The 17,298-nt window shown below is 62.6% G+C and carries 17 protein-coding genes; 8 read left to right on the top strand and 9 right to left on the bottom strand.

The features are described 5' to 3' along the window. Positions 1-7 precede the first annotated feature (7 nt). The 5 genes from ACF8Q6_RS06965 to ACF8Q6_RS06945 are packed head-to-tail and all read left to right on the top strand — an operon-like array spanning position 8 to position 3,891. Entirely contained in the window at positions 8-745 is a 738-nt protein-coding gene (locus ACF8Q6_RS06965) for an SURF1 family protein (protein ID WP_017147854.1), read from the top strand. Further along, entirely contained in the window at positions 714-1,295 is a 582-nt protein-coding gene (locus ACF8Q6_RS06960) for a hypothetical protein (protein WP_011953143.1), read from the top strand. Before ACF8Q6_RS06965 ends, ACF8Q6_RS06960 begins: the two co-directional genes overlap by 32 nt. A gap of 9 nt (positions 1,296-1,304) precedes the next feature. Then, positions 1,305-2,384, top strand: a complete 1,080-nt coding sequence (locus ACF8Q6_RS06955; protein ID WP_011953144.1) for a heme A synthase — start codon at positions 1,305-1,307, stop codon at positions 2,382-2,384. Continuing rightward, positions 2,369-3,262 carry a heme o synthase gene (gene cyoE, locus ACF8Q6_RS06950; protein ID WP_014861529.1) on the top strand — a complete coding sequence of 298 codons (894 nt, stop codon included), beginning with the start codon at positions 2,369-2,371 and terminating at the stop codon, positions 3,260-3,262. The genes ACF8Q6_RS06955 and cyoE overlap by 16 nt, the downstream gene beginning before the upstream one ends. Continuing rightward, positions 3,259-3,891, top strand: coding sequence for an SCO family protein (locus ACF8Q6_RS06945; RefSeq protein ID WP_011953145.1), 633 nt, complete (start codon positions 3,259-3,261; stop codon positions 3,889-3,891). The genes cyoE and ACF8Q6_RS06945 overlap by 4 nt, the downstream gene beginning before the upstream one ends. Before the next feature lie 176 nt (positions 3,892-4,067). On the opposite strand, the gene ACF8Q6_RS06940 is transcribed toward ACF8Q6_RS06945, so the two are convergent. The 3 genes from ACF8Q6_RS06940 to ACF8Q6_RS06930 all read right to left on the bottom strand — a co-directional run bounded on the left by ACF8Q6_RS06940 (position 4,068) and on the right by ACF8Q6_RS06930 (position 6,581). Next, positions 4,068-4,838: a MetQ/NlpA family ABC transporter substrate-binding protein gene (locus ACF8Q6_RS06940; RefSeq protein WP_003253017.1), complete on the bottom strand. Its 771-nt coding sequence runs from the start codon at positions 4,836-4,838 to the stop codon at positions 4,068-4,070. A 64-nt stretch (positions 4,839-4,902) separates the two neighbouring features. Continuing rightward, positions 4,903-5,574: a methionine ABC transporter permease gene (locus ACF8Q6_RS06935; RefSeq protein WP_010951513.1), complete on the bottom strand. Its 672-nt coding sequence runs from the start codon at positions 5,572-5,574 to the stop codon at positions 4,903-4,905. Next, on the bottom strand, positions 5,574-6,581 hold the full coding sequence (locus ACF8Q6_RS06930; protein ID WP_011953146.1) for a methionine ABC transporter ATP-binding protein: 1,008 nt from the start codon (positions 6,579-6,581) through the stop codon (positions 5,574-5,576). The genes ACF8Q6_RS06935 and ACF8Q6_RS06930 overlap by 1 nt, the downstream gene beginning before the upstream one ends. A 227-nt stretch (positions 6,582-6,808) precedes the next feature. Here ACF8Q6_RS06930 and katE point away from each other — a divergent pair, with 227 nt between their 5' ends. Beyond that, positions 6,809-8,944: a catalase HPII gene (gene katE / locus ACF8Q6_RS06925; protein WP_014861527.1), complete on the top strand. Its 2,136-nt coding sequence runs from the start codon at positions 6,809-6,811 to the stop codon at positions 8,942-8,944. 60 nt (positions 8,945-9,004) lie between these two features. Here the strand turns inward: katE and ACF8Q6_RS06920 are convergent, their stop codons facing one another. The 4 genes from ACF8Q6_RS06920 to zur form a co-directional block, all read right to left on the bottom strand. Next, entirely contained in the window at positions 9,005-9,712 is a 708-nt protein-coding gene (locus ACF8Q6_RS06920) for a PA5502 family lipoprotein (protein ID WP_003253010.1), read from the bottom strand. Between the two features lie 126 nt (positions 9,713-9,838). Beyond that, positions 9,839-10,621 (bottom strand): zinc ABC transporter permease subunit ZnuB, encoded by a 783-nt coding sequence (gene znuB / locus ACF8Q6_RS06915; RefSeq protein ID WP_012269922.1) that lies wholly within the window; start codon positions 10,619-10,621, stop codon positions 9,839-9,841. Further along, positions 10,614-11,387: a zinc ABC transporter ATP-binding protein ZnuC gene (znuC, locus tag ACF8Q6_RS06910; protein ID WP_392489455.1), complete on the bottom strand. Its 774-nt coding sequence runs from the start codon at positions 11,385-11,387 to the stop codon at positions 10,614-10,616. Before znuC ends, znuB begins: the two co-directional genes overlap by 8 nt. Further along, the gene (gene zur / locus ACF8Q6_RS06905; protein WP_003253002.1) at positions 11,384-11,869 is read right to left on the bottom strand and encodes a zinc uptake transcriptional repressor Zur; all 486 of its coding nucleotides are present in this window, start codon (positions 11,867-11,869) and stop codon (positions 11,384-11,386) included. Before zur ends, znuC begins: the two co-directional genes overlap by 4 nt. Positions 11,870-11,935: 66 nt before the next feature. On the opposite strand from zur, the gene ACF8Q6_RS06900 reads away from it, so the two are divergent. Beyond that, positions 11,936-12,844, top strand: coding sequence for a zinc ABC transporter substrate-binding protein (locus ACF8Q6_RS06900; protein ID WP_274143727.1), 909 nt, complete (start codon positions 11,936-11,938; stop codon positions 12,842-12,844). Positions 12,845-12,955: 111 nt separating this feature from the next. Here ACF8Q6_RS06900 and ACF8Q6_RS06895 read toward each other — a convergent pair whose 3' ends face one another. Both ACF8Q6_RS06895 and ACF8Q6_RS06890 read right to left on the bottom strand, forming a co-directional pair. Continuing rightward, positions 12,956-13,906: a homoserine kinase gene (locus ACF8Q6_RS06895; RefSeq protein WP_003252998.1), complete on the bottom strand. Its 951-nt coding sequence runs from the start codon at positions 13,904-13,906 to the stop codon at positions 12,956-12,958. Positions 13,907-13,975: 69 nt separating this feature from the next. Next, a complete protein-coding gene (locus ACF8Q6_RS06890; RefSeq protein WP_003252997.1) occupies positions 13,976-14,263 on the bottom strand; it encodes a DUF2782 domain-containing protein in 288 nt (95 codons plus the stop codon). A gap of 75 nt (positions 14,264-14,338) precedes the next feature. Between ACF8Q6_RS06890 and polA the strand changes: the two genes are divergently transcribed. Next, positions 14,339-17,086, top strand: coding sequence for a DNA polymerase I (polA, locus tag ACF8Q6_RS06885; protein ID WP_392489454.1), 2,748 nt, complete (start codon positions 14,339-14,341; stop codon positions 17,084-17,086). The last annotated feature ends 212 nt before the right edge of the window (positions 17,087-17,298 follow it).

Below are 17,298 nucleotides of genomic sequence, written 5' to 3'. Positions count from 1 at the left end.
GGCGCCCGTGAGGCCGTTTCGCCCAGGCTGGGTACCGACGCTGGTGGTGCTTGCACTGCTGCCAGGGTTGATTGCGCTTGGTTGCTGGCAACTCGGCCGTGCCGAGGAAAAGCGCGTGCTGCTGGCCACCTATGCGGAAAGGCGGATTGAAGCGCCGATCGCCACCGCCCAGCTCCTCTCGAAAGAAGACAACGCCTTCCGCCGTGTGCACCTGTATGGCCGCTTCGACGCCGAGCACAGCGTGCTGCTGGACAACCGCATGCGCGACGGCAAAGCCGGTGTCGAGCTGCTGCAGCCCTTCCACGACCAAGCCAGCGGCCTGTGGTTGCTGATCAATCGTGGCTGGCTGCCATGGCTGGACCGCCGGGTGCCGGTGCACTTCGAAACCCCTGCCCAGGCCTTGGCGCTGGATGCCTCTGTGTATGTCGCGCCCGGTAGCACCTTCCAGCTGCACCCGGACCCCATCGGCGGGCAATGGCCGCATCTGTTGACTGCTATCGATGCCGCGCAGCTATGGCAACAGCTTGATCGCGAAGGCTTCGCCCAGGAATTGCGCCTGGAGCCGGGCCCTGCGAGCTATCGCCTGGACTGGCCGGTTGTCGCCATGAGCCCCGAAAAACACGTCGGCTATGCCGTGCAGTGGTTTGCCCTGGCTACCGCTCTGGTTCTGCTCTACCTCTACTTCGGCTGGCATCAAAACAAGGAGAAACGCCATGGCCACCGCCACTCCACTGGACGCGCCTGAACGTAGCAAACCCAGAGCCCGTGGGCGTTTGCAGCTGTTGCTGATCCTGCTGGTGGTGCTTGGGCCGATGGTTCTGGCCACCAGCATGTACAAGCTCAAATTCTGGGTGCCGGAAGGCCGCAGCTACCATGGCGCCATGATTGGCAATGGGGAAAGCCGTGCCGATCTCGGCGTGGCGGGCCAGGACGAGCGCTGGCAGTTGCTGGTCAGCGCGCCCCAGGCCTGCACCGAAGACTGTCAGCGCCTGGTGTACCTGGCTCGGCAGATTCAGGTCGGGCTGGGGCGTGATGCCAGCCGCGCCAGCCATGCGCTGGCCGCCGCCCAGCCGCTGAGTGCCGACTATCAGGCACTGCTCGGCCGCGAGTACCCGCAGTTGCAGCGCTACCCGCTGGATGCGCAACGCTACCAGCAGAAGGTTGCCGAGCCCGGCCCGCAGCTGTGGATCGTCGACCCGCACGGCAACCTGGTGCTGCGCTACGACGGCAAGGTCAACGGCAAGCATGTGCTGGATGACCTGCGCCACCTGCTCAAGCTGTCCAACATCGGCTAGGAGCCTGCCATGGCCAGACCTGGATTTCGCCTTGCTGTGTTCGCCACCCTGCTGGCACTGCTGGTCGTCCTGCTTGGTGCCTATACCCGCCTGACCCACGCCGGCCTCGGTTGCCCCGACTGGCCGGGGTGCTATGGCTTTATCAGCGTGCCCAAGAGTGAAGCGCAGTTGGCCCATGCCGAGCTGCACTTTCCGGAGCACCCGGTGGAAGCCGCCAAGGGCTGGGCGGAGATGGTCCACCGCTACTTTGCCGGTAGCCTGGCCGTGGTGATCGCCCTGCTCGCGTTCCAGGCAATGCGCCGGCATGCACGCGATGGGCAGCCTTATCGCCTGCCGATGCTGCTACTGGGTGTGGTGCTGGCCCAGGCAGCCTTCGGTATGTGGACGGTCACCCTGAAACTATGGCCGCAGGTGGTCACGGCGCACTTGCTGGGTGGCTTTACCACGTTGAGCTTGCTGTTCCTGTTGTCTCTGCGTCTGTCCCGGGCCTTTGCGCCCTTGCCGAAACTGCCGCTGAGCCTGCGCCGGATCGCTGCACTGGCGCTGCTGGTGGTAATCGGCCAGATTGCCCTGGGCGGTTGGGTCAGCGCCAACTACGCAGCCGTGGCCTGCATCGACCTGCCGACCTGCCATGGCCAGTGGTGGCCAGCGGCGGATTTCAGCAACGGCTTCCACCTGACCCAGCACGTCGGCCCCAATTACCTTGGCGGGCAGTTGGACAGTGATGCGCGCACGGCCATCCACATCAGCCACAGGTTGGGCGCGCTGCTGGTGACCTGTGTGCTGTTGATGCTCAGCTGGAAGCTGCACCGCTGTGGTCTCCCCGGCCTGGCGCGGCTGGTGCTGCTGGCGCTGGCCTTGCAAGTGGGCCTGGGCATCAGCAACGTGGTGTTCCACCTGCCGCTGGCGGTGGCTGTTGCGCATAATGCCGGCGGGGCGATGCTGCTGCTGAGCATGGTGCTGGTGAACTACCGCATTCGAGTGGTCGACAAGGTTCGTATGGGTGTCGGCCATGGTTGGCGTCTGCGGCCGGTGGTCGGGGTGGGCATTTCCCATCACATGAGGAACGACTCGTGGCGACGCTTCTAAGCGTACGACGGGCCCGCTGGCGCGATTACCTTGAGCTGACCAAGCCCAAGGTGGTGGTGCTGATGCTGATCACCTCGCTGGCGGGCATGTTCCTGGCCACCCGGGCAGGCGTCAGCTGGAGCGTGCTGTTGTTCGGCAACCTGGGCATTGGCCTGTGCGCGGGTGGCGCGGCAGTGGTCAATCATGTGGTGGATCGGCGCATCGATGCGCTGATGGCACGCACCCACAAACGGCCTTTGGCCCAAGGCCGAGTCGAGCCCCTGGCGGCGCTGTTGTTCGCCTTGGCCCTGGCGCTGCTGGGCATGGTCCTGCTGCTGGTATTCACCAACGCCCTCACCGCCTGGCTGACCCTGGCCTCATTACTCGGTTATGCGGTGCTCTACACCGGCTTTCTCAAGCGCGCCACGCCACAGAACATCGTCATCGGTGGCCTGGCCGGTGCCGCTCCGCCGTTGCTCGGCTGGGTGGCGGTAAGCGGCCATGTCAGTGCCGAACCCTTGCTGCTTGTGCTGATCATTTTCGCCTGGACCCCGCCGCATTTCTGGGCGCTGGCCATCCACCGCAAGGAGGAATACGCCAAGGCCGATATCCCGATGTTGCCGGTGACCCACGGCGAGCGCTACACCAAACTGCATATCCTGCTGTACACCCTGATCCTGCTGGCGGTGAGCCTGCTCCCGTATGCCATCCACATGAGTGGCCCGCTGTACCTGGCCTGTGCCCTGGGCTTGGGCCTGCGCTTCCTGCATTGGGCCTGGGTGTTGTACCGTAGCAGCCGGCCGCACGCGGCGATCGGCACCTTCAAGTACTCTATCGGCTACCTGTTCGCGCTGTTCATCGCATTGCTCCTTGACCACTACCTGTTGCTGAGCCTATGACCCGAACCCAGAAAACCGTCTTCATCCTCGTTGCCCTGGTCGCGTTGATCCTGGGCCTGACCGTCAACAAGGTGCTAAATGGTCGTGACCAGCCCAACCCTGCCGAGCTGATTGATGCGGGCATCATCCTGCTGCCGCAGAGCCGCGCCGTGGCTGATGTCACCATGACCAATCAGGACGGCCAGCCGGTGCAGATGGATGACCTCAAGGGCAAATGGTCGCTGCTGTTCTTTGGCTACACCTACTGCCCGGACATCTGCCCGACCACCCTGGCCCAGCTGCGCCAGGTGAAGAGCGAGCTGCCCAAGGATACCGTCGACCGGCTGCAGGTGGTGTTGGTGAGCGTGGACCCTAACCGCGACACGCCGAACCAGCTGAAGCAGTATCTGGGCTATTTCGACAAAGACTTTGTCGGTGTGGCGGGCTCGATCGAGGATACCCAGAAGCTGGCCAATGCCTTGAGCATTCCGTTCATTCCGGCGGATACCAGCAAGCCGGGGTATACCGTGGATCACAGCGGTAACCTGGCGATTGTCGGGCCGGATGGGCGACAGCGTGGGTTCATTCGGGCGCCGTTCAACAACCAGAAGCTGGGGGCGCAGTTGCCGGGGCTGGTCAAGCGGGATTGAAAGTGCTGGGCCTGCTGCGCAGGCCTTTCGCGACACAAGGCCGCTCCCACACGGATCGCGCCAGCTTTCAGAAATTGAGCAAGACAGTTGCTCCCACATGGATCGGCGTACGCCTTACTTTGTGGGAGCGGCCTTGCGTCGCGAAAGGGCCGCAAAGCGGCCCCGGGGATGTTGGCTCAGAACGCTGGAACCACAGCGCCTTTGTACTTCTCGATGATGAACTGCTTCACCTCAGGCGAGTGCAGTGCAGCCGCCAGTTTCTTCATGTCGTCCGAGTCCTTGTTGTCCGGGCGGGCAACCAGGATGTTCACGTAAGGCGAGTCGCTGCCCTCGATGGCCAGCGCGTCTTTTTCCGGGTTCAGCTTGGCTTCCAGCGCGTAGTTGGTGTTGATCAGGGCGGCATCTACCTGGGTCAGCACACGCGGGATGGTGGCGGCTTCCAGCTCGCGGAACTTCACGTTTTTCGGGTTCTCGGCAACATCCTTCACGGTCGACAGGATGTTCTTGTTGTCCTTGAGCTTGATCACGCCAGCCTTGTCCAGCAGCAGCAAGGCGCGGCCGCCGTTGGTGGCGTCGTTGGGGATGACCACGGTGGCGCCGGAGGACAGCTCGTCCAGTTTCTTGATCTTGGACGAATACACGCCCAGTGGCTCGATGTGCACGCCTGCCACGCTCACCAGCTGGGTACCCTTGGCCTTGTTGAACTCATCCAGGTAAGGCTGGTGCTGGAAGAAGTTGGCGTCCAGGCGCTTTTCGGCCACCTGCACGTTCGGCTGGATGTAGTCGGTGAATTCCTTGACCTTCAGCTCTACGCCTTCTTTGGCCAGTTGTGGTTTGACGAAGTTGAGGATCTCGGCGTGCGGCACCGGGGTGGCGGCGACGGTAAGGGTATCGGCCTGGGCCGAGAAGGCCGCGACAGCGGCAGCGACAGCAAGCAGCTTCTTCATTGATCACTCCTTGTGAGGGCCGCGACGGCCCCCGAACGGGTCGGCCAGGCCGACCCCATTGGGGTTACTTACGGGAAAAATGCACGACCAGTTTGTCGCCCACGCTCTGCAGGACTTGAACCAGTACCAGCAGCAGTACCACGGTCACTACCATCACATCGGTCTGGAAACGCTGGTAACCGAAGCGGATAGCCAGGTCACCAAGGCCACCGGCACCCACCACACCGGCCATGGCAGTGTAAGAAACCAGGGTGATGGCGGTTACCGTTATGGCCGCGAAGATGCCCGGACGGGCTTCCGGCAGCAGCGCACTGGTGATGATCTGGCGAGTGGTGGCGCCCATCGACTGGGTGGCTTCGATGATGCCGCGGTCCACTTCACGCAAGGCGGTTTCAACCAGGCGCGCAAAGAACGGCGTGGCACCCACCACCAGCGGCGGGATGGCGCCTGCAACGCCCAGCGAGGTACCGGTGATCAGCACGGTGAACGGGATCATCACGATCAGCAAGATGATGAATGGCAGCGAGCGCAGGATGTTGACCACCAGCGACAGCAGCGCATAGACGCCCTTCTGTTCGAACATCTGCTTTGGCCCGCAGAGGAACAGCAGCACGCCCAGTGGCAGGCCCAGCAGCACGGTGAAGAACAGCGAGCCGAACAGCATGATCATGGTATCGACGGTGGCCAGCCAGATTTCGGCCCAATCGACGTTGGCAAAGAAATTCAGGGCGTCCATCAACGCAGTACCTCCATATGTACGTCAGCTGCCTTGAAGCGGGCGAACGCCGCTTCCATGTCTCCGCCGATCAGGGCGAGAGTGAGCTGGCCATAGGGGACATCCTTGATGCGGTCGATACGCCCGGCGAGGATGCTGTAGTCCACACCGGTTTCGCGGGCCACGGTGCCCAGCAGCGGTGCGTAGGTGGCGTCGCCCTGGAAGGTCAGGCGTACGATGCGGCCTGGCACGTGGGCAAAGTCGTCGCGCTGCTCGCCTTCGTCGACCTGCTCGTCTTCCTGGACGAAGCGCTTGGTGGTGGGGTGCTGTGGGTGCAGAAACACCTCGGCCACCGAGCCTTGCTCGACGATCTGACCGGCGTCCATCACGGCCACGCGGTCGCAGACACGGCGGATCACGTCCATCTCGTGGGTAATCAGCACGATGGTCAGCTTCAGTTCACGGTTGATCTCGGCCAGCAGTTGCAGGACCGAGGCCGTGGTTTGCGGGTCGAGGGCACTGGTGGCCTCGTCGCATAGCAGAATCTTCGGGTTGGTGGACAGGGCGCGGGCGATGCCGACGCGCTGCTTCTGGCCGCCGGACAGCTGCGCCGGGTACTTTTTGGCGTGGTCCGACAGGCCAACGCGAGCCAGTAGCTCGGTGACGCGCTTGTCGATTTCGCTGCGCGACAGCTCACCGGCCAGGGTCAGTGGCAGGGCGACGTTGTCGGCGACGGTCTTGGAAGCCAGCAGGTTGAAGTGCTGGAAAATCATCCCGACCTGCTGGCGGAAGCCGCGCAACTGGCTGGCGTTGAACGCGGTGACGTCTTCGCCGTCGACGATGATTGTGCCGCCGGAGGGCTCCTCCAGGCGGTTGATCAGGCGCAGCATGGTGCTTTTGCCAGCGCCGGAATGGCCGATCAGGCCGAACACCTGGCCATCTTCGATGGTCAGGCTGGTCGGATTCAGTGCGGGGATTTCCCTACCGGCAACGCGGTAGGTTTTATGTACCTGTTGGAACTCGATCACGTAGCGAACCTTGTGGGGCGCATTGAAATTTGGGTCAGCGGTTAGCTGGGGTCGCGCATTTTAGCCTTTTCCTATAGCTGTTCTTAGCATTTATTTCGTCATGCACCAATCCATCGGGCATATCGCGACAACCGGTAATCCTGATTGAACGCTCGGCAACGCCCTCCAGTCACTACTTGGACAAGCCCTGAACGGGCACGCCTTAAGACTGATGAGGAGAGCCGATCATGCCCAGCAAGAAAACGGATGCGCCCAAGCACAGCGAGGCCGCCGGTACCCAGACCCCTGACAGGGCCAACACCAATGCCAAGCTGCAGAGCCTGGAGGCCGACCGTAGCGATGCGACCGGGCATGCGCTGCGAACCAACCAAGGCGTGCGCATTGCTGACAACCAGAACTCCCTCAAGGCGGGTGATCGCGGGCCTTCGCTGCTTGAAGACTTCATCATGCGCGAGAAAATCACCCACTTCGACCATGAGCGTATCCCCGAACGCATCGTGCACGCACGCGGTACCGGGGCACACGGGTTTTTCCAGAGCTATGGCAACCACGCCGAGCTGACCAAGGCCGGCTTCCTGCAAGATCCGGAAAAGATCACCCCGGTTTTTGTCCGCTTTTCGACGGTTCAGGGCCCACGCGGTTCTGGCGACACGGTTCGAGATGTACGGGGCTTTGCCGTCAAGTTCTATACAGATGAAGGCAATTTCGACTTGGTCGGCAACAATATGCCGGTCTTTTTCATCCAAGATGCCATCAAGTTCCCCGATTTTGTCCACGCGGTGAAGCCAGAGCCACACAACGAGATACCGACCGGCGGTTCGGCTCATGACACCTTCTGGGATTTCGTCTCGCTGGTGCCGGAGTCGGCTCATATGGTCATGTGGGCCATGTCTGACCGCGCCATCCCGCGCAGCCTTCGAATGATGGAAGGCTTTGGCGTTCATACCTTCCGCCTGATCAATGCCGAGGGCGTGGCGAGCTTCGTCAAGTTTCATTGGAAACCACGCCAGGGCGTGCATTCCCTGCTGTGGGACGAAGCCCAGAAACTGGCGGGCAAGGACACCGACTTCCAGCGCCGTGATCTATGGGAAGCCATCGAAACCGGTGACTACCCGGAGTGGGAGCTGGGCGTGCAGATTGTGCCTGAGGCTGACGAACACAAATTCGACTTCGACCTGTTGGACCCGACCAAGATCATCCCGGAGGAACTGGTACCCGTCACGCCGCTGGGCAAGATGGTGCTCAACCGCAACCCGGACAATTTCTTTGCCGAGGTCGAACAGGTGGCGTTCTGCCCAGGCCATATCGTGCCAGGTATCGACTTTACCAACGACCCGCTGCTGCAGGGCCGGCTGTTCTCGTACACCGATACCCAGATCAGCCGCCTGGGTGGGCCGAACTTCCATCAGATCCCGATCAACCGGCCGGTAGCGCCGAACCACAACAACCAGCGTGATGCGCTGCACCAGCACGTCGTGCACAAGGGCCGGGCGTCCTACGAGCCCAACTCGATTGATGGCGGCTGGCCGAAGGAAACCCCGCCTGCGGCGCAAGACGGCGGCTTCGAGAGCTATCAGGAGCGTATCGATGCGCACAAGATTCGCCAGCGCAGTGAGTCGTTCGGCGATCACTTCTCGCAGGCTCGGCTGTTCTTCCAGAGCATGAGCCCGACCGAGCAACAGCACATCATCAAGGCTTACAGCTTCGAGTTGGGCAAAGTGGAGCGTGAACATATCCGCGCCCGGGAAGTGAATGAAATTCTGGCCAACATCGACCTGAAGCTGGCGGCGGCGGTTGCGGCCAACCTGGGCCTCCCTGCGCCGAAAGCGGGTACGGTGCAGGTGAAGGGTAGCCAGCTGGCGCAATCGCCTGCGCTGAGCCAGATGAACCACCCAGGTTCGGTGGGTATCAAGGGGCGCAAAATTGCCGTGCTGGTTGCCGATGGCGTGGACGCTGCCAGCGTGGACAAACTGGTCAAGGCCCTGGAAGCGCACAGTGCCCGGCCGATGCTGCTGGGGCCGACCTCGGCGCCGGTGAAGGCGGCGGATGGCAAGCAACTGCCAGTAGCGGCGTCGATGGAGGGGATGCCTTCGATCATGTTCGACGGGATTGTCGTGCCTGCGGGCAAGGCCTCTACGGATGCGCTGGCGGCTAGCGGATTGGCCAAGCACTTCGTGCTGGAGGGCTACAAGCACCTGAAGGCGCTGGTGCTGACCAAGGAATTGGCGAAAGCGTTGGGGCTCAAGGAGGACAAGGGGCTGTTGCTCGGGGATGAGCAGAAGGCAGTGGATGCCTTTGTCAAAGCGGTTGAAGGCCACCGGGTGTGGGAGCGGGAGGCGGCAGCTGAAGCTGTTCCTGCCTGATAAGGCCTTTTTGCGGGTAAACCCGCTCCTGATGTAGGAGCGTGTTTACCCGCGAAGCGTTTACTGCTGATGGGGGACCAGCACCACCTGTGCCGGCAGCGAGCGCTGAATCTCATGCTTCTGCTTCAGCTCGAACCCACTGTCAATCTTGCGCACACGCTTTTCCAGCAAGGTCTTCAGCCAAGGTGCATCCTCGGTGCGTGGTACCTGGAATACCACTTCACACTGGTAACTCACCACATCGGCGGCAATGTCGTCCAGTTGGCGGCGCAGCGCGCGGCTGTCAGTGGTCTTCAAGGCCACCACGGTACTTGGCGCTGTCGGGTCGATGATGCGTGCCTTGGGCTTGGCTTCGGCGGCTTTCAGCGCAGCCTCAGCCTTTTCCAGCTCGGCCTTGCGGGCCTGTGTCACGGCATCCCCGCCGGTCACCGCTGGTGCCTGCGGCATCAGTGCCCGGGCACGGGCGAGCGCGGTAGCTGCCGCGTTCACATCGCCCTTCTGCAGGACGATCTGGCTACGTTGCAGGTAAGCTTCGGCCAGTTGGCGCTGGTATTGCTCCAGGCGTGCATCATCCGGCGACTGAGCCTGCAGTGCTGCCAGCTGGTCTTCGGCGGTAGCCAGCTCGTTGCTGGCGATGTTCTGTTGCAACTGCTGCCAGGCATCTGCTTGAGCAGGTGCGGTGGCCTGTTCGACCGGCGCATTGGAACAGGCAGCCAGGATCAGGGAAAACGCGGCAACAAGCAGATAACGGGAGGCGAACGGCTTCATTCCTGCGACTCTCTATTTGCGCAAAAAGCGAGCAAGTCTACACCCAGGTGCGCACGCTCGAAAATAGGCCTTACAGACCCTTTACCGGGCAAAGGTTGCAAGGCGTGCCTGCACACGCCCTGCGTTTCAGCGTTTTGGCAGGGCCAGGCTCAGCAAGAATAGCACCGCGGCGCAGACCACGATCGAGGGCCCGGCGGGGGTGTCCTTGAACCAGGACATGGCCAGGCCGCCGCAGACTGCGGTGACACCCAGCAGGCTGGCACCCAGGGCCATCTGCTCTGGTGAGCGGGCGTGACGCTGTGCCGCAGCCGCGGGAATGATCAGTAGCGAGGTGATCAGCAACACGCCAACAATTTTCATGGCAACCGCAATAACCACTGCGATCAGCAGCATCAGCGCCAAGCGCAGGCCGGCCACGGGCAGGCCTTCTACCATGGCCAGTTCTTCGTGCACGGTAACCGCCAGCAGCGGCCGCCACAGCACAGCGAGCAGCAGCAGGACCAGTGCACTGCCGCCGAGGATCCAGGCCAGGTCGGTGGTGCTGATGGCCAGCAGATCGCCGAACAGGTAAGCCATCAGGTCAATGCGCACATCGTGCATGAAGCTCAGCACCACCAGGCCCAGCGACAAGGTGCTGGGGGCCAGGATACCCAGGAGGGTGTCGGAGGCCAGCGGCTGGCGTTGCTGCAATGTCACCAGCAGAATCGCCAGCAATAGGCAGCCCACGGTTACTGCCAGTGCCGGGCTGACATCCAGGGCAAAGCCCAGGGCCACACCGAGCAGCGCGGCGTGAGACAGGGTGTCGCCAAAATAGGCCATGCGCCGCCATACCACGAAGGAGCCCAGTGGGCCGGCAACCAGTGCCAGGGACAAGCCGGCAAGCAAGGCGTAGAGAAGAAAATCAGCCATGCTTGCAGTGCTCTCCGTGAACATGGGTGCCAGGGGCGACCACCGAGCCATGCAGGTCGTGGCTGTGGTCGTGATGGTGGTGGTAGATGGCCAGGCTCGATGCGGTCTTGCCGAACAGCTCGACGAACGCCGGATCACCGCTGACTTGCTCAGGGTGACCCGAGCAACACACGTGGCGGTTCAGGCACACCACCTGGTCGGTAGCGCTCATGACCAGGTGCAGGTCGTGGGACACCATCAGTACGCCGCAGCCGTGGCGGTCGCGCAGGCGGGTGATGAGGTTGTAAAGCTCGGTCTGGCCGACCACGTCCACACCTTGTACCGGTTCGTCTAGCACCAGCAACTGGGGTTCGCGCAGCAAGGCGCGGGCCAGCAGCACGCGTTGCATTTCGCCGCCGGAAATAGTCTGGATCGGGCTGTCGATGACCTGCTCGGCGCCCACTTCCTGCAGCGCCGACAAGGCTGCCGCGCGGTCTACGCCGGGCACCAGGCGCAAGAAGCGCAGCACCGACAGCGGCAGCGTGGCATCAACCTGAATCTTCTGCGGCATGTAGCCAATGCGCAGCTTGGGTTTGCGCCATACCTTGCCGCGATGTGGCTTGAGCAGGCCAAGTACGGCGCGCACCAGGGTCGTCTTGCCCGCCCCGTTGGGGCCAATCAGGGTGACGATCTGGCCTGGGGCGACCGACAGGTCGATGCTGTCGAGCACCGCCTCACCGCCAAAGGTGACGCCGACCTGCTCCAGGCGAATCAGGGCGTCGCTCATGCCGCGCTCCGGCAGTTACCGCACAGGCCGACCACTTCCACGGTCTGGGTCTCGACCGTGAAACCCACGCCTTTGGCGCTGTTGATGATGGCCTCGCTGATGCTGCTTTGCTCGAGCTCGATGGCCACATGGCAGGCCCGACAGATCAGGAACTGGCCTTGGTGCACGTGCTCGGGGTGGCTGCAGCCGATGAAGGCGTTGAGCGATGCGATGCGATGTACCAGGCCGTTTTCCAGCAGGAAGTCCAGCGCACGGTACACCGTGGGCGGCGCGGCGCGGCGGCCGTCCTGCTCACTGAGCACAGCGAGGATGTCGTAGGCGCCCAGTGGCTTGTGGCTCTGCCACACCAGCTCCAGCACACGGCGGCGCAGGGCTGTCAGGCGCAGGCCCTGGCGGGTGCACAAGGCGTCGGCTTCAGCCAGTGCGCTGTGTACGCAATGGGAGTGGTCGTGAGGACGGTTGGCCAGCGGTGTGATGGACATGGGCAGCGACGGTTCTGGACAGAGACGTTATTATGTTACCTGTTTCTGAAGATTCGAGTATCCACCGTGTCCCGATTCCTGGCTCTGTTTGTCGCTTTCATCGCATTATCCGCGCAGGCCGACGTGCGTGTGCTCACCAGTATCAAGCCCCTGCAGCAGATTGCCGCTGCCGTGCAGGAGGGTGTTGGCAGCCCTGACGTGCTGCTGCCGCCCGGCGCTTCACCCCACCACTATGCGCTGCGCCCCTCCGACGTGCGGCGGGTAGGCGATGCCGACCTGCTGTACTGGATCGGCCCTGACATGGAGAACTTCCTTGCGCGTGTACTGGGAAGCCGCAGCAAGGCCACAGTGGCTGTGCAGTCGTTGCCGGGCATGAAGCTGCGCCACTTTGGCGAGGACAGCCATTCCCATGAGGAAGCAGACCACGACGATCATGACCACGATCACCGCCCAGGTAGCCTGGATGCGCATTTGTGGCTATCGTCGGTGAATGCGCGAGTGATCGCGGCAAAAATGGCAGCTGACCTGGCCCAGGTCGACCCGGCCAATGCGGCTCGCTATCAGAGCAACCTGAAGGCCTTCGATGAACGCCTGGATGCGTTGGATGGGCGTATCAAGGCGCGCGTGGCCGGTATTGCCGGCAAGCCGTACTTCGTCTTCCACGAAGCCTTCGACTATTTTGAAGCTGAATATGGCTTGAAGCACGCGGGCGTGTTCAGCGTGGCATCCGAGGTACAGCCTGGGGCGCAACATGTGGCGGCCATGCGCAAGCGTCTTCAGGAAGTGGGCAAGACCTGCGTGTTCAGCGAGCCGCCACTGCGGCCGCGATTGGCCGAGACCCTGACTGCCGGGTTGCCGGTACGCCTTGCCGAGCTGGATGCCTTGGGTGGCACCGATCCGGTGGATGGTAAAGGGTATGAGCGCTTGCTGGAGAAGTTGGGCGGTGACCTGGCAGGCTGCCTGGAACAGCTGTAAGCCTGTACCGGCCCCTTCGCGGGTGAATCCGTGCCCACAGGTACTGCGCAGGCCTCAAGGCCGTCGCTATCCCTGTGGGAGCGGGTTCACCCGCGAAGAAGCAGACGCGGTCTACAGCGCGAACGGCAGGTGCAAAGCCACCTGCTGGCGCTGCGCCAGACGTACTTCAAACTCGCTCGGATCGTGGATCATCACATCCATCCCGGCAAACGATTCGGCGGCAATCAGGCGCGACAGCCAGAAACGTACGCAGCCTACCCTCAACATTTCCGGCCACAGCTCGGCTTCGGCTGCAGTGAACGGCCGCAGCGCCGCATAGGCTGCCAGCAGTGCCTGGGCGCGTGGTACATCCACCGCTCCCTGCTCATCCAGGCACCAGTCGTTCACGGTGATGGCAATGTCATACAGCATCGGCCCGGAGCAGGCATTGTAGAAGTCGATCACACCGGTCAAATGGGTGCCTTCGAACATCACGTTGTCGCGGAACAGGTCGGCATGCAGGTTGGCCCGCGGCAAGGCCAGGATCTGCGCCTTATGTGCGCTGATTTCGTCCAGCGCCGGCTGCAGCAATGCGGCTTGCTCCGCAGTCAGGCGTGGCAGTAGCTCGGCACCCGAGGCCAGCATCCAGTCCAGGCCGCGGTCGGTGCGGCGCTCGATGATGTGCTCTCGGGTGGCCAGGTGAATGTGTGCCAGTAGCTCGCCGACCTGGGCGCAGTGCTGGTTGTTGGGTGCCTTGATGTGTTTGCCCGACAGCCTGGGCTGCAGCAATGCCGGCTTGCCGCACAGCTCGCGCAGGCCGTTGCCGTCGCGATCACGAATGGCATAGGGCACCGGCATGTCGGCACCGTGCAGGGTATCGAGCAGCTCGATGAAGAACGGCATGTCCTCGCTGGGCCCACGCTCGATCAGCGTCAGGACGAACTCCCCCTGTTCGAGGCTGACGAAGAAATTGCTGTTCTCGGTACCGGCGGCAATGCCCTGGAAGTCGAGCAGACGGCCCAGCTCGTACGGCGCCAGAAAGGTTTCCAGCTCAGGCCGGGTCACGGGGGTGAAGACTGACATGATGAAAAATTGCCCATACGGGCACTTCCGCCGGGAAGTGCCGGGTTGATGTGAACGGTGCGCGTCAGCTTACCACTCGAAGATCTTCCAGGACGGAATCAGCATGTCCGGCTGGTCGGATCGAATGAAATTGGCATCAGTGCCATCAGCGCGTACCAGAAAGTAAGGCTTGCCGTTTTTCGGCGTGATCTTGATCGCATACAGGAAGCCGTTTTGCCGGTATTCCTGGATGGTTTTATCGCCTTCCGTGCGAATGGTCACCTCGGGATCGGCCGAGGGGGCGTCGTCCGCCGCCAGGGTGACGACAGGCGTGGTTGCCAACAGGCCGAGCAGTAACAGGCGATTGAGTGTGCGCATGATAACCTAGTCCCTTTGTCGTCAATGATTCTGGCTATTCTAGCGCCGGACCCGTCGAAAAGGTTGATTCTGCTCATGAGCCAAGCGCCCCTCGTCCTGGTGGACGGTTCCTCCTACCTTTATCGCGCCTTCCACGCGCTGCCACCGCTGACCACGTCCAAGGGCATGCCGACCGGTGCGGTGAAGGGTGTGCTGAACATGCTCAAGAGCCTGCGCAAGCAATATCCCGACAGCCTGTTCGCCGTGGTGTTCGACGCCAAGGGCGGCACTTTCCGCGATGCCATGTTCGCTGAGTACAAGGCCAACCGCCCCAGCATGCCGGATGACCTGCGGGTACAGATCGAGCCGCTGCACGCCAGCGTCAAGGCGCTGGGCTACCCGCTGCTGTGCGTGGAGGGTGTCGAGGCTGACGACGTGATCGGCACCCTGGCGCGCAGCAGTGCCGCCCTGGGTCGCCCGGTGATCATCTCGACCGGTGACAAGGACATGGCGCAGCTGGTGGACGGGCACATTACCTTGGTCAACACCATGACCGGAAGCGTGCTGGACGTGGCTGGCGTGCACGAGAAGTTCGGCGTCGGCCCGGAACACATCATCGACTTCCTGGCCCTGATGGGTGACAAGGTCGACAACATCCCGGGCGTGCCGGGCGTGGGCGAAAAAACGGCGGTGGGGCTGCTGACCGGCATCGGCGGCGGTCTCAGCGACCTTTACGCCAACCTGGACAAGGTGCCAACGCTGGCCATTCGCGGCGCCAAGACCTTGCCGGCCAAGCTGGAGGAGCACCGCGACGCGGCATTCTTGTCTTACGAGCTGGCCACCATCAAGGTTGACGTGCCGCTGGATGTGGAGGTCGAGGCGCTGGTGTGCGGTGAACCTGACCGCGAGGCGTTGCTGGCGTTGTACACCGAGATGGAGTTCAAGAGCTGGGTCGCCGAAGTGCAGCGCGATGCGGCCAAGGCTGGTGATGATGTCGCCCCGGCTGTGGAGCCTGCGGCCAAGGTCGAGCCCAAATACGAAACCATCCTCGACCAGGCCCGTTTCGACGCCTGGCTGGAAAAGTTGCGCCAGGCACCGCTGTTCGCCCTCGACACCGAGACCACCGGCCTGGACGCCCAGCAGGCGCAGTTGGTCGGCCTGTCCTTCGCTGTCGAGCCGCATGAAGCGGCCTATGTGCCGCTGGCCCACGATTATGAAGGCGCGCCGGCCCAGCTGGACCGCGAGGCCGTGCTGTTGGCGCTGAAGCCCTTGCTGGAGGACCCGGCCAAGGCCAAGGTCGGGCAGAACGCCAAGTACGACATCAACATCCTCGCCAATGGCTCCCCCGCCATCGAGATGCGCGGCGTGGCCTATGACACCATGCTCGAGTCGTACGTGCTGAACTCCACGGCCACCCGTCATGACATGGACAGCCTGGCGCAGAAGTACCTCGACCACACCACGATCGCCTTCGAGGACATCGCCGGCAAGGGTGCCAAGCAGCTTACCTTCAACCAGATCACCCTGGACAAGGCCGGCCCCTACGCCGCCGAAGACGCCGACATCACGCTGCGCCTGCACCATGCATTGCAGGCCCGCCTGGCACAGACGCCGAGCGTGCAACCGGTGCTGACGGATATCGAGATGCCGCTGGTGCCGGTGCTGGCCAGAATCGAGCGCCAGGGTGCGCTGGTCGATGCCGAGCTGTTGAAAGTACAGAGCGGTGAGCTGGGCGTGAAGATGGCTGAGCTTGAGCTGCGTGCCTACGAGCTCGCCGGTGAGACGTTCAACCTCGGCTCGCCCAAGCAGCTGGGCACGATTCTTTACGACAAGCTGGGCATGCCGGTGCTGAGCAAGACCGCCAAGGGCCAGCCATCCACCGCCGAAGCAGTGCTCGACGAACTGGCCGAACAGGGCTACCCGCTGCCAGAGGTGCTGATGCAGTACCGCAGCCTGAGTAAGCTCAAGAGCACCTACACCGACAAGTTACCGGGGCAGATCAACCCGCGCACCGGGCGCATCCACACGTCCTACCAGCAGGCGGTGGCGGCCACCGGCCGGTTGTCGTCGAGCGACCCGAACCTGCAGAACATTCCGATCCGCACCGCTGAAGGGCGGCGTATTCGCCAGGCGTTCGTCGCCAGTGCGGGTTACAAGCTTCTGGCGGCGGACTATTCACAGATCGAGCTGCGCATCATGGCCCACCTGGCCAAGGACGAAGGCTTGCTGCATGCCTTCCGCAATGACCTGGACGTGCACCGCGCCACGGCAGCCGAAGTGTTTGGTGTGGCTCTGGAAGACGTGACCACCGACCAGCGCCGCAGCGCCAAGGCCATCAACTTCGGCCTGATTTACGGCATGAGCGCCTTTGGCCTGGCCAAGCAGATCGGCGTCGACCGCAAGCAGTCACAGGACTACATCGACCGTTATTTTGCCCGCTACCCGGGCGTGCTGGCCTATATGGAGCGCACCCGCGCCCAGGCGGCCGAGCAAGGCTTTGTCGAAACCCTGTTTGGCCGCCGGCTGTACTTGCCAGACATCAATGCCAAGAACCCTGCCCTGCGCAAGGGCGCCGAGCGCACGGCGATCAACGCCCCGATGCAGGGTACTGCTGCCGACATCATCAAGCGGGCCATGGTCAAAGTAGATAACTGGTTGAGCGAGAGCGGGCTGGATGCCCGGGTGATCCTTCAGGTGCACGACGAACTGGTGCTTGAGGTACGCGAGGACCTGGTGGAGCAGGTGAAAGATGAAATTCGCCAGCACATGAGCCAGGCCGCGCAGCTGGATGTGCCGCTGCTTGTCGAAGCAGGCGTTGGTGCGAATTGGGACGAAGCTCACTGATTGAGCAGGTAAAACTGTGTAGGATCTGCGGCGTAGTGACGCGGATCCGAGCACCGCTCAGTGCTGTGGGTGCTTAAGTTTCATGAAACTATCGCAAATAGTTTTGTGGGCTTCGGAACTAAACCGGTGAAGCGGAACTCAGAGTAACTGAATGGCTGGTGAAGCCCTTCGATGCTCCTATGTTGTGTTAAGTGTTGGCAGATATCTGGACC

The organism is Pseudomonas sp. GLN_2, from assembly GCF_043106005.1.
GTDB lineage: Bacteria > Pseudomonadota > Gammaproteobacteria > Pseudomonadales > Pseudomonadaceae > Aquipseudomonas > Aquipseudomonas alloputida.
This window is presented reverse-complemented; position numbering and strand designations above follow the sequence as displayed.

What these genes read in the sequence shown, in the direction of transcription:
- polA (WP_392489454.1), top strand. Translation starts at nt 14,339, where the DNA reads ATGAGCCAAGCGCCCCTCGTCCTGGTGGACGGTTCCTCCTACCTTTAT.
- katE (WP_014861527.1), top strand. Translation starts at nt 6,809, where the DNA reads ATGCCCAGCAAGAAAACGGATGCGCCCAAGCACAGCGAGGCCGCCGGT.
- znuC (WP_392489455.1), bottom strand. Translation starts at nt 11,387, where the DNA reads ATGAGCGACGCCCTGATTCGCCTGGAGCAGGTCGGCGTCACCTTTGGC.
- ACF8Q6_RS06955 (WP_011953144.1), top strand. Translation starts at nt 1,305, where the DNA reads ATGGCCAGACCTGGATTTCGCCTTGCTGTGTTCGCCACCCTGCTGGCA.
- ACF8Q6_RS06895 (WP_003252998.1), bottom strand. Translation starts at nt 13,906, where the DNA reads ATGTCAGTCTTCACCCCCGTGACCCGGCCTGAGCTGGAAACCTTTCTG.
- ACF8Q6_RS06920 (WP_003253010.1), bottom strand. Translation starts at nt 9,712, where the DNA reads ATGAAGCCGTTCGCCTCCCGTTATCTGCTTGTTGCCGCGTTTTCCCTG.
- znuB (WP_012269922.1), bottom strand. Translation starts at nt 10,621, where the DNA reads ATGGCTGATTTTCTTCTCTACGCCTTGCTTGCCGGCTTGTCCCTGGCA.
- ACF8Q6_RS06945 (WP_011953145.1), top strand. Translation starts at nt 3,259, where the DNA reads ATGACCCGAACCCAGAAAACCGTCTTCATCCTCGTTGCCCTGGTCGCG.
- ACF8Q6_RS06940 (WP_003253017.1), bottom strand. Translation starts at nt 4,838, where the DNA reads ATGAAGAAGCTGCTTGCTGTCGCTGCCGCTGTCGCGGCCTTCTCGGCC.
- ACF8Q6_RS06890 (WP_003252997.1), bottom strand. Translation starts at nt 14,263, where the DNA reads ATGCGCACACTCAATCGCCTGTTACTGCTCGGCCTGTTGGCAACCACG.
- ACF8Q6_RS06935 (WP_010951513.1), bottom strand. Translation starts at nt 5,574, where the DNA reads ATGGACGCCCTGAATTTCTTTGCCAACGTCGATTGGGCCGAAATCTGG.
- zur (WP_003253002.1), bottom strand. Translation starts at nt 11,869, where the DNA reads ATGTCCATCACACCGCTGGCCAACCGTCCTCACGACCACTCCCATTGC.
- ACF8Q6_RS06960 (WP_011953143.1), top strand. Translation starts at nt 714, where the DNA reads ATGGCCACCGCCACTCCACTGGACGCGCCTGAACGTAGCAAACCCAGA.